The sequence below is a fragment of the Nostoc sp. genome (genome assembly GCF_036916575.1).
Lineage (GTDB): Bacteria > Cyanobacteriota > Cyanobacteriia > Cyanobacteriales > Nostocaceae > Nostoc.
This window is the reverse complement of record NZ_JBALGC010000094.1, coordinates 78,299-90,461: the sequence shown is the minus strand read 5'-3', so window position 1 is coordinate 90,461 and position 12,163 is coordinate 78,299. Positions and strand designations below refer to the sequence as shown.

General features: G+C 42.1%; 7 protein-coding genes and 1 other RNA gene. 4 read left to right on the top strand and 4 right to left on the bottom strand.

What is annotated here, in order from left to right; all coding sequences use genetic code 11:
• The first annotated feature begins 194 nt into the window (after positions 1–194).
• Positions 195–1,661 (top strand): APC family permease, encoded by a 1,467-nt coding sequence (locus tag V7L29_RS20175; protein ID WP_334691212.1) that lies wholly within the window; start codon positions 195–197, stop codon positions 1,659–1,661.
• Between the two features lie 474 nt (positions 1,662–2,135).
• Positions 2,136–3,338 carry an argininosuccinate synthase gene (locus V7L29_RS20170; RefSeq protein WP_334736607.1) on the top strand — a complete coding sequence of 401 codons (1,203 nt, stop codon included), beginning with the start codon at positions 2,136–2,138 and terminating at the stop codon, positions 3,336–3,338.
• 100 nt (positions 3,339–3,438) lie between these two features.
• On the opposite strand, the gene V7L29_RS20165 is transcribed toward V7L29_RS20170, so the two are convergent.
• Complete coding sequence (locus V7L29_RS20165; RefSeq protein ID WP_334691210.1) at positions 3,439–4,071, bottom strand: DedA family protein; 633 nt, start codon at positions 4,069–4,071, stop codon at positions 3,439–3,441.
• Positions 4,072–4,815: 744 nt separating this feature from the next.
• On the opposite strand from V7L29_RS20165, the gene V7L29_RS20160 reads away from it, so the two are divergent.
• Positions 4,816–5,169 carry an STAS domain-containing protein gene (locus tag V7L29_RS20160; protein WP_334691209.1) on the top strand — a complete coding sequence of 118 codons (354 nt, stop codon included), beginning with the start codon at positions 4,816–4,818 and terminating at the stop codon, positions 5,167–5,169.
• Between the two features lie 606 nt (positions 5,170–5,775).
• Here the strand turns inward: V7L29_RS20160 and V7L29_RS20155 are convergent.
• The gene (locus V7L29_RS20155) at positions 5,776–7,488 is read right to left on the bottom strand and encodes a diflavin flavoprotein (protein ID WP_334691229.1); all 1,713 of its coding nucleotides are present in this window, start codon (positions 7,486–7,488) and stop codon (positions 5,776–5,778) included.
• Positions 7,489–7,796: 308 nt separating this feature from the next.
• On the bottom strand, positions 7,797–9,536 hold the full coding sequence (locus V7L29_RS20150; RefSeq protein WP_334691207.1) for a diflavin flavoprotein: 1,740 nt from the start codon (positions 9,534–9,536) through the stop codon (positions 7,797–7,799).
• A 1,180-nt stretch (positions 9,537–10,716) separates the two neighbouring features.
• Here V7L29_RS20150 and V7L29_RS20145 point away from each other — a divergent pair.
• Positions 10,717–11,172, top strand: coding sequence for a helix-turn-helix domain-containing protein (locus V7L29_RS20145; RefSeq protein WP_334691206.1), 456 nt, complete (start codon positions 10,717–10,719; stop codon positions 11,170–11,172).
• 593 nt (positions 11,173–11,765) lie between these two features.
• On the opposite strand, the gene ssrA is transcribed toward V7L29_RS20145, so the two are convergent.
• Positions 11,766–12,155: a transfer-messenger RNA gene (gene ssrA / locus V7L29_RS20140) on the bottom strand.
• Positions 12,156–12,163 lie beyond the last annotated feature (8 nt).

Genomic DNA, 12,163 nt, shown 5'->3' with positions numbered 1-12,163 from the left:
ATTTCATTTTTTCTTGGGTTTAAGGTATAACTGCATAACAGCAGCGATCGCTGTACCACCAAAAGTTATAGGTTATGGTACAGGCTGACCCTGAGAGTAACTTACTGTACCCACCTCTGTTGCAGACAATAAATTGCGCTAATTTTTCCATTGATGGATGATAAGCAGTATCAGCAAATAAACCACCCTTGGATATGACACCTGCTACAAATTCTTCAAAGGAACCCCCAAAGCTGCAACGCAATACGCTGCAATTGCGCCATGCGGTCGTCATGGCTGTCGCTGCGGTGTCTCCGGTGGGAGCCATCTTTTTTAATACCATTCCACAAGCGGGACTCGTCGGTGCAGCGATGCCGTTGTGCTACATCATAGGTTTTGGGGTGGCTCTGCTAGTTGCTGATCAAATCAGCATACTTGCAGCCGAGTTCCCCGCGAGTGGCTCATTGTATACCTTTGTGACTCAAGGATTAGGAGTGCGCTGGGGCTTTCTCGCTGGCTGGTTGAGTTTAATTTCTTTTGGTGCGGCTATTGCCTTTGTCTTTCTAGTAATGAGTGCAAATTTTCAAGAACTGTTGCTGCACTGGTTTGGCGTACACCTAAACTGGAAATTATGGTATTGCTTGTTCGCTTTGATCGTGGGGGCAGTATGTTATCGCGGCATTCGTTTCTCGCTGCAATTGGATCTAACGCTATTGATATTTGAACTCGGCGTTTGTCTATTGCTTGCGCTTATCGTGTTAATCCAAGCTGGCAAAACCGGACAACTGACGCTAGTACCCTTCACGCTGACAGAGCTACCACAGCACAGCAATCTGGTTGTCGGTGTCATTTTGTCCATCCTCAGTTTCGTCGGGTTTGAATCCGCAACTACGTTGGGTGAAGAAGTTCAAAACCCCCGACAGTCAATTCCGAAAGCGACGCTGATCACCCTAGTTTTAGTTGGCGTGTTCTATGTGCTAATGTCATATGTGGCAACGCTGGGATATGGCATCCATAACATGGCAGCCTTTGCCCAAGATGCTGCTCCCTTCGATACGATCGCACGTCACGTTTGGGGCAATGGGTTCGCCTTATTGATTGATTTTGCTGGAATTATGGCAGGATATGCCTGTGCCGTTGCCTTTCTCAATGGTGCTGCTCGGATTGTTTATGCCATCAGTCGAGAAGAACTGTTTCCCCGTTGGTTGGGCCACATTCATCCCACCTATCGCACACCGACAAATGCCATTTTCGGGTTGAGTGGCAGTTCTGCGTTTGTGGGGCTGGGGTTGGGAATGCTGTGGACACCGATTCAGGCGTTTGCCTTTCTGGGAACAGTTATAGCGCTGGCTGCCCTAGCGATCTATGGATTGACTAGTTTGGCGTGTTTTCGATATTTATCAACAAAACGCCGCACTCAGTTGGAGCAAAACTCTACGAATCGCTTTGGTTGGTTACGTTATGCTCTGCTACCTTGGCTGTCGATAATCGCGATTATTGGTGTTCTAGTTGGCAACCTTTATCCCCCTCCACCAGCACCGCTTCATTTAGCACCAGTTGTCGTCTTGATTTGGTTATTGCTAGGCATCGGAGTCTTAAGGTTCTTGCAAATTCACAAACCCGAAGCTATTCGTCGAGCAGGTAGATTATTTGTCGTTGATGAAACTGAAACCCTCAGTTAGAACAATGTAGTACAGCGCCTTAATAGAAAGTAGGGACTTTGCCGCATGATCAACTTTTTGTCAATGCGTAAGTCCTAGATATATTGCATCTTGAGATGAATCCTTTGGCATTGAAAATATTGATATGTTCAAAACCAGATCAAGAATATTTATATACCAATACGCTTGGGTTAAGGCTAAAACTCTTTCTTCAAGTCAATTTTTTTAACGAACCGCCATCGTGCAGCGTCTCGCAGAGAAGGACGCAAAGGACGCAAAGAGAAGGAAGAAATTCTTAACCCAAGCGTATTGATTTATATACAAGCGATCGCTCTGTTTACAAACTTCAATTAGAGTTAACCACAAATTAGCCTACACAGATTGTACTATCTGGATTTGCTGACAATCTGCCTGGTTGTTGCATCAATAAAATATACATGCATTAGTTTAGATATAATAATGACTCATTGTTTGTTTTCCTAACTGGAGAAATTAATGGGTCGCGCCAAAAAGGTTGTCCTGGCATATTCTGGCGGAGTCGATACCTCAGTTTGCATCCCCTACCTCAAACAGGAGTGGGGTGTGGAAGAGGTGATTACCCTAGCAGCAGATTTAGGTCAGGGAGATGAATTAGAGCCAATTCGAGAAAAAGCTCTCAAATCCGGTGCAAGTGAATCCCTAGTGGCGGATGTCAAAGACAGCTTCGTTAAAGATTACGCCTTTGGGGCGATTCAAGCCAACGCCCTTTATGAAAATCGTTATCCTCTAGGAACTGCCCTTGCCCGTCCCCTGATTGCCAAGGTATTAGTAGAAACAGCCGAAAAATATGGTGCTGATGCGATCGCTCATGGTTGCACCGGCAAAGGTAACGATCAGGTTCGCTTTGATGTCTCAGTTACCGCCCTAAACCCCAACCTAAAGATCCTCGCACCAGCCAGAGAATGGGGGATGAGCCGCGAAGAAACCATTGCCTATGGTGAAAAGTTTGGTATTCCCTCACCAGTCAAAAAATCCTCTCCTTACAGCATTGACAAGAATTTGCTCGGTCGTAGCATTGAAGCTGGTTTACTCGAAGATCCGTCATTTGAGCCACCAGAAGAAATTTATGAGATGACCAAAGCGATCGCTAACACTCCCAACGAGCCAGAATACATCGAAATTGGTTTCCACGGTGGTATTCCCACAACTCTCAACGGCCTAGCCAAAAAACCAGTTGAGCTAATTGAAGAACTCAATCAGGTGGTAGGAAATCACGGCATTGGACGGATCGATATGATAGAAAACCGTCTGGTGGGGATCAAATCACGGGAAATTTACGAATCACCTGCGATGTTAGTCATAATTCAAGCACATAGGGATTTAGAAAGCTTGACTTTAACGGCAGATGTCACCCATTACAAACGTGGTATTGAAGAAACTTACAGCCAAATCGTTTACAACGGTCTGTGGTACAGTCCACTCAAAGTTGCACTGGATGCCTTTATTCAAAAGACACAAGAGCGAGTCTCTGGAAGTGTGCGAGTAAAGTTGTTCAAGGGCAACTCTACGATAGTTGGGCGTTCCAGCGATAATTCCCTCTATACTCCCGATTTGGCAACCTACGGAGCCGAAGATCAATTTGACCACAAAGCTGCTGAAGGCTTTATCTACGTTTGGGGACTACCAACTCGCATTTGGTCGCAGCAAACTAAAAGTTAGGAATAGAGACGCGATTAATCGCGTCTGTACAGGAGTTAGGAGTTAAAAATGCAAAATACAACAAGTGAAAGTTAAAAGAAATAACTTTTCACTTTATTCCTCACTCCTCACTCCTCACTTCCTTGACTTGACGAGACTCCAGCCACAGAGGGACAAAAATTAAGGCAGCGAGGATCAGTAACGCTGCGATCGCAAATTGACCCACCCAAGCAACCAATTGTTCTAAAGAGATAATTTTGCCAGCAAAAAAAGCTAATGTCACCATCAAACTAGCCCAAGCAACTGCTCCTAACAAGTTGTATAAAAAAAATTTTCCAAAGGGCATTTCGGCTATACCCGCTAGTGGTGCAGCAAAAACTCGTAACAAAGCCAGAAAACGTCCAAAAAATACCGCTTTAGCAGAATTTTGACTAAATTGAGCTTTAATAGTTAGCAGCCGCACTTCCGAAATCCGAAGTATGCTACCAACTTTTACCAGAAAAGGCCAACCACTAACTCTACCAATCCAATAGCCACAAGTGCCGCCAATTACAGCACCCATAATTGCGTCACTGAGAACCAGCCAGAAATTTAGTTCATCGCTGCCAGCTAGAAACCCGCCTACTAAGGTCACGGTTTCACCAGGAAGGGGAATGCCTAAATTTTCTAGCAAAATTCCCAAGAAAATTGCCCAATACCCGTATGTGTGGGCGACTTCCTGGATATTTTCTAGTGAAATCAGCTCTAAAGACATCCCATACCGCCGTCTTTACATATTTTTACTTTTACTATATTTTTGCTTGTTTCTGCACGGGGTGTCAATCAAATCACTATATTCAGTCATTAAGTCATTACTCCCGGTTCGCCCATTTTCTAGAGGGTTAGGAAAAATGTGGAACGAAAAAACAAAGGTTTCAGCGTTTGCTTAAGATTGCGATGGTGCTTTGCACCCGCTGTAGGCGATCGGATAATGACTTATAGCTGATCGCTTCTGGATAATTAAATTATGCTTTGAGAAGTTGCGATCAAAAATATCATTTCTCCCAAACTCTGATTCTTACGTTAATTATCTATTTCTCTAACTTCACAAAAAATGGGCGAACCATGCGTCATTAGTTTAATTCTAAAGAAATCATACCTTTTAGTCTATGGTGACTATTAATTTTTGATTATTAACTATCCATTTTTTGAGTTTCTTACCACAATTTCATATTTTTTAAAAATAAATTAAAATATTTATAAAAAATTTATAAATATCCAGTTAAATGATGAAAATCTTGTAAAAGATACGGTTGATACCGAAATTGTTAGGCGCTTATGCCTATATTGATAAAAGTTATCACAAATTATACGACATAAATACTGAAATAATCATTCTCAACTGCACAACTGCAATTGCCCAAATATCTTAAGACAGTCAATTTGCTGTTAAAAGAGAAGAGGTATTGATGTATTTTTTCAATTTTTTGTCAAGTGTTCCAACTACCCTGTTAAATTTATGACTCTCACACAAGAACTTCAAGTGATTTTGTTTAAACCCCAAGGAAGCATAGATTTGGAAGGCGGTAAGGCTTTGAGTGAACAAATGGCTGGAGTAGTGCCCCAAGCTCATCAACTCTGGGTTATCGACCTGACAGAAGTTAATTTCATGGATAGTTCTGGGTTAGTCCCTTTAGTAAAAGGGTTAAAAGCTGCACGTCGAAGTGGTTGCCGCTTGGTTTTATGCAACGTGCAAGCTCCTGTACGGTTAATTTTAGAACTTACGCAACTAGATTCAGTGTTTGAAATTTTTCACACTTATGAAGATATTTTTACTACCGTCAAAGATAACAGTCTGGTGTTAGCTGGCTAGCTAATAAATCTACCTATAGCAAGGATGGTGGAGTCAATCAATATTTGCATTTTTTCACATTCTCCAATATATCCTCAGATTGTCAAAGATAACAGTCTGGTGCTAGCAGGCTGATTTTCTATTTTGTTTAGAGAAGAATGTTGAGAACAACTCATGGCTTTAAGCTAGGTAATATCAATGGCAAATGAATGAATCTACTTGTTGTCAGCCAATCTATCTAAGCCAATAAAGTAGTAACCAAAGTTGCAGGTTATTTAATTCTGGGTGCTTGTTAACCGCTAATTCAGGCGATGTCTGCGGTAGAGCCTAGCCTACGCGCACGACAAGTTAGCGTAATGCTAGGCTCTACTGGGACTTAAACTCAATCAAAAGTACAAACCTTAAATAAATTACAAGTATTAAATTAAACACAGTAGATGTTCTTCCTTATAATTGCAACTTGGGTTAGTAGATAACTAAAATTTACTTGGGCGTACTCAGCATCTCGACCAAAAAACTGGGATGGTCATCTTGTCCATCCCACAACAAAAAAGAGAATTTTTGTTATAAAACGCCTTGGCTATATTTGAGCTAAAGCGGTTTCGTTAGCTTAAATTTCTCACTATATTAATAATGAGTGCCAGTTTTACGATGGTTGATGGCAGTAACGGCATCAGGCTTAAGTAATTTACCTTCATCCACAGTTGCATACACAACCCAATGATCGCCACATTCCAGACGTTGCTTGACTGAGCATTCCAAATATGCTAGAGCGTCGGTAAGGACGGTACAGCCGTTATCCGCAACTGCTGTACTAAAGTTAGCAAATCGGTCTTCCCCAGGCGCGAAAGATTTACGGAAATGCTTCATGTAATCTTGATGATTGCCTTCAGGTAAGATATTTAAGGCAAACTTACCGCCTGGATACATCAAAGATTCGATCGCTCGGTCTTTGGCAATAGCAACGGTGAGTCCGGGTGGGTTGAAGGTGGCTTGAGAAACCCAAGCGCCTAACATTGCGGTAGACACTTCTCCAAGTTTCGCTGTAACCACGCAAACGGAACCAACAATCCGACCGACAGCCTGTTCCACTGGAGTAGCAGCTTGTTGTGGTAGGCGTACCTTTTTAGCCTTTTTCAGTGCTTGGGCAAAGTCTGTACCTAGTTCTTCACAGAACTTGAGAGTAACATCATCAGGTTTAAACTTGACCTTCAGGGTATCAAAGCCAAAGCGATATCCAGCATCCCGGAGTTTACCTTCTATTAGGTCAAATGCTTCGCCACTCCAGCCATAAGAACCAAATACCCCAGCGAGTTTGCTGTTGTCACCGCTTGATAACACAATACCTAAAGCAGTATGAATGGGAGTTGGTGCATGACCACCAATGGTAGGAGAACCAATGATAAAACCGTCTGATTGTGCTAGGTTAGTCCGAATTTCATCAGGGGTCGCAAATTCGCAGTTAATCGATCTTACTGCGACTCCACCTTTGGTGAGTCCCAGAGCGATCGCTTGTGCTAAAGTCGCCGTATTCCCGTAAGCTGAAGCATATAGTAGGGCAACGGAAATCTCGCGATCGTTGTGAGCACGACTCCATTCTCCATAAGCTTTGGTGAGTTCGATTAAGCCGGTGCGTACCAAGGGACCGTGACCCACAGCATACATTCTCACCTGCAAATCTGATATTTTCTCCAAGGCTGATTCCACATGAGGAGCTTGGGGAGCCATCAGGCAGTTAAAGTAGTAACGCTGGTCTTCTTTGAGCGCTTCCCAGTTATCATCAAACACTTCATCGGCACAGAGATGAGTTGCAAATAACTTATCTGTGTAGAGAATTTGGGTTTGCTGATCGTAGGTACAAAGTCCTTCCGGCCAACGCGGACTGGGAATAGGGAAGAATTTTAAAATATGACCCTTGCCTAAATCCAGAGTTTCTTTCCCCCGCATCACCAAGACTTTTAAATCATGGTCTAAGAAAGCAGCACGCAAATTGTTCGCACCCGGAAGAGAACAGACAAAGGTTACCTGTGGTGCCAGTTGTAATATTGCTTTGAGGGTTGCAACTCGGTTGGGATTAAAATGACCCAGGATTATATAATCCAAACGTCGCAAATCTAAAGTCTGCTGCAATGCCTCTAAATAAATTTCGGTGAAGCTTTCTGGGGGTGGATCAATAAGTGCGGTTTTATCAGCTTCAATTAAATAGCAATTGGAGGTAGTACCTCTTTCAAGTGCGTATTCAATTTCAAACCGCAGACGTGACCAACTACGTGCTCTGATAGCTTTAGTATTTGTAGCAATTGGTAGAATTTGTACGTCGCGTGGCTTGGAATTGGTCATAGCTGTTGGATAAAGTTGGGGAAATATCTGGAAAAACCAGGCAAATGTTGCCCAGTTTTTAACGCGTTCAAGGAAGCGGCTTAGAGAATTTGGGACTCTCATCTAAATTGTGGGGATGGGGGAGATGGGAAAGTTGGGGGAGTTGGGGGAGTTGGGGGAGTTTGAGGTTCTGAGGTTGAAACTTGAGCCTTTGAACCTCAACGTTGAAGCTTTGAGGCTGAAACTTGAGCCTTTGAACCTCAACGTTGAAGCTTTGAGGCTGAAACTTTAAGTTCCAACTCTCCCCCTCATCCCTTTCATCTTCTCCATTAGTAGTAATTACCTACTTTCCGATGGCGAACGGCTGTCAATCCATCATTTTTGGAGACACGACCTTCTTGGACGGTGCAGTATAAAATCCAGTGGTCGCTGCATTCCATGCTGGTCTGTATTTCACATTCCATATATGCCAGAGCATCAGTTAGAATCGGAGAACCGTTTTTCGCGGTTTGAGTTTTCACTCCAGCAAATCGGTCAGCACCAGGATGCAAGCGCTTGAGAAAGTGCTTTTTCAGTTCTTGATAATTGCCTTCTTCCAAAACGTTGAGGACGAAGCGATCGCCTACTTGCATTAAGGAATCAATGGCGCGGTCTTTAGCAACGGCAATTGTGAATCCTAAGGGTTGCAAACTTGCTTGGGTTACCCAGGACGCTAGCATTGCACTTGACACATTTCCTTTTTTCGTGGTGACTATATATAGTCCACTACTAATCCGACCCAGCGCCTTTTCCATGTCGACGTCGAGGGACTTGATTTGCTTGATGTTGCGCTCGCGCACTAGCAATTGTCCCAAGTCTTTACCCGCTTCTTCACACAACTGGAATGTTGATGCGGTGGGAGCGTCTTTAATCCGAATAGCTGGGAAAGCTTCTTTGATGCCAGAGTCGAGAAATTTTCTGCGGAGTGTATCAATGGGTTCATCATCCCCACCGTAACATTCAAACAGCCCAACCATTTGCTTGTTCTTGGCGACAGCTAGCAGCGAACTGATACTAGCTTGGGCGGCGGCGCTTGTAGTCGGGGGCATACCAATAATAATACTAACTGCTCTCCCGGCTAGTTCTTGGATTTCTTGGCTCTGGGCAGTACTTAGATCCAGGACTTCCACTCCAACCCCAGTTTTCTGTATACCTTCGGCAATTGCATGACCAAGGCGCTCACTATACCCGTAATCTGAGACAAAAAACATGCCAACGGTGGTTTCTGCTTTGGCTTGTTTTTGGCTCCAATTTTCGTAGCACCCGGTCAGAACATCTAGATGGTGGTGTAATAATGGCCCGTGACCGTTGGCGATTATATTAATCTTCCCTAATTCGCTCATCCGCTTCATAGCATTCACCAAAGAACGAGCGTTAGGGCCCATCAAGCAGTCGTAGTAAAATCTAAAGTCAGCTTCGATCGCTTCTAAATCTTCGTCGAAGGTGCGATCGTCACAAAAATGCATCCCAAAAGCATCACAGGTGTAAAGGGTTTGGGTTTTGCGGTCAAAGCTAAAGATTGTATCCGGCCAGTGCAGGTTAGGCGCACTCACGAATTCGATTTCATGTCCTTTGCCGATATCTATGCGATCGCCAGTTTTCACAACCCGCTTGGAAAAAGGATCGTGAACTAACCCTTCTAAAAACTGAAGCGCAACTTTTGAGGCTAAAACGGTGGCTCTAGGAGCTAACTGGAGAACATCTTCTACTAAGCCGCTATGGTCTGGCTCTGTATGGCTGACAATTATGTAATCAATTGTTTTGGGGTTAACAAGACCTTTTAGAGTCTCTAAATACAGCTGACGAAACTTCTGGTGAGAAGTATCAATCAAAACTGTTTGTTCACCCCTAATTAGATATGAATTATAGGTTGTACCGTTTTGCAGTCCAAATTCGATATCGAAGCGATCGCGGTCCCAATCAAGAGAGCGAATCGCCGTTGTATTAGGGGCAATTTCTACAGTTTGTATAGTTAACCGATGTTGAACGTTCTCTGCGTGGGCCTTGCCGGTCGTAGACATCGCTACCATTATTCGTCTCCGAGCGCAAATTAACAGGTTTTTCTTCTGCCCCCATTGTCCCTATTATTCTTTTTTTAAGTTGTAATGAATATCATTTTTTGAAAAATTTAACTTGTATCAATTATTGCTGTTTATTAGCAAACAATATGACTTAAGAAATATCCTAAATATTAATTTCTTCTTAACAACTTACTAAAGATTTAATTTTGCTATTTTTCTGGTTTTATCCTAATTCAAAAATATCATCTTCTTCATATTATTTGACAATAAAAACTGAAAAAATTAAATATTAAAAAAATATCACACATCCAGGACTGTTATAGTCACCTTTCTTTTTCAGAATTATGAATGCTAAGGACATACCAGGATTTACAAAGAGACTTTGTGGTGCAGAATGTTGTGCGATCGCAAAATAAATGTCTTAAGAGAATAGATTTAAATATCAATCATAAAAAGTTAGTTTTTTTTTAAGATACTCTCTTCTGACTAAGTATAAAGGTAGGAAAGGCAGGAAAGGTAGGAAAGGGAAGACAAATTTTCTCTCCGTTTTCAATCTGTATCAAATAAGCTGTTAACACTGTTTTTCCAATGGGTATTGAATATATTTTTGTTTCAACCAAAAATCTTATTACGTCAAATATAAACTTTATGTAAAGTTGAGAAAATAGATATTTTTTTGGATAGAATGAAAACAAATTTCCAGAGACGAGTCGAATAAAAAGGAACTAGGCTTGTATATGTTTTTCTGCTCATCCAAATGGGAACTAGCGTAAAAATGATTTTTAAAGTTTCGGTAAATCTCCGTAACTATACGAATAATCTAAGAAATTTAATGATACAGTCCTTTATTATCGACTTTAGACATTAATCAGGACAACGCCAACAAATTCTTATTGTCATAGCTATAAGCTACAGCTTCTGGCTATCGAATAAATTTGCCTATACAGGCGAATGGTGTCATTTCTGATATGCCTAACTTTTTATAAAAATCCATTGTCGATGATAAATTGCAAACTTTCATAGTGTTCTCAAGCCAATACTTCTCGCGTAGCAGCCTTCTAAACGCAGGCATCCTTAATACTTATAGTTCAGCTTTTCTAGTGTGCTATTAAATACGTAGAAAATTAAGTATAGAGGCGTGAATAGACATAAAAATGGCAAAAATTGACTGTGTAAAAGGTTATTGTTTATGGGATGCCGATTAAAAGTCTTTCTAACTGAGCAAGAAAAGCTGACTTTAGAAGAGTTAAGAAAAGCCAAAGATATTCCTCAACGTACGAAGGATCGCGCTCAAGTTTTACTGCTGAATGCTCGCGGCTTAAAAAATGAGCAGATTGCTAAAGGCTTAAACTGGGCGATTTCAACAGTACGTCAAACCCTTCATCGCTGGGAAAAGATGGGTTTAGCAGGTCTGTGGGATGCTCCTGGGCGAGGAGGAAAACCCCGATATTCGGAATCAGATTTGGTTTATTTAGAAAATTGTTTAGCTCAAGAGTCAGAGACTTATAACTCTAAACAATTAGCAAAAAAACTGGCATCTGAGCGTCAAGTAAACTTGAGTGCAGATCGATTACGACGGGTACTTAAAAAAAGGGGAAGGAGGTTTGGAAGCGCACGCACACAACCTCAGAAACAGAATAGTTAAAGCCCACATCTATCCCAAAACTTATCCCACCTATACGAATGTTAGCGTAGGATAAATTTTGTAGACATTTTCCGTCGTTTTTACCGACTGGCTATCTGCGGTAAGCGAAGCCATGCCGTTAGGCTTATCGCAGCACCAGGTTGAGAGTTTCTACCTTCTTTTTGGCGCACCTTTGAACGTAAGCTACCTTGTATTTGTTTTTATTTTTACTTTATAAATGACCTCTAAACCTTAGCGCTGACTGAGATTAGAACTGAAAAACTTCAGCGACAAAAGACTTTTTATTAACTTAAAAATGAGTTGAAATATTAATAAGCTAAACCACATCTAGTTTGCATAATCTGAAATTGTACATTTCTTGTGGGGTGGGCATCTCGCCCACCCAATATAGCAAAAGCCTTGGTGGTTAGGACATTAACATATGATAAAACTTAGACACAAAAAGGCTTTTCACCCAGTCCCCAGTACCTAGTCCCCAGTCCCTTGCTATATATGCAACTTTTATGTGTAACAGCTTATGTAGTTGTGTTCAGACAGCAAAAAACAAAATCCACCTTGATATCAAATTACCAGGTGGACTTGTTACTTATTCTTAGTGGATCCGAGCAGAGTCGAACTGCTGTCCAAATTGGGTATTGACCCCCCGCTCATTCACAGGTTTAGCCTTTCTGACCCTCAAGGCGGGAATCGTTCATTATCCCGAACGTAGGATGCTCTGATTTAATCTTAGCTAGCAAGCCAACCAGAGAACGCTTACTAGAGCATCCGTTGGGGTTTTGTCTTCAGTCCTTAACGGAGTCAAACTAAAGACGCTCGAACCTGTAAGAGGTATTTTAGGCTGCTACTAGAGCTTCCCGACGAGCAAATTTAACGATGTTATTCGCATTTACTTTTTTTCGAGCCTTTGATTTCCGAGAGACGACTCACTCTCGACCTGAATCACAGAGTAGCGTTCGCCAACCTGTCGAAACCGTGACGGACCCATGCGCTT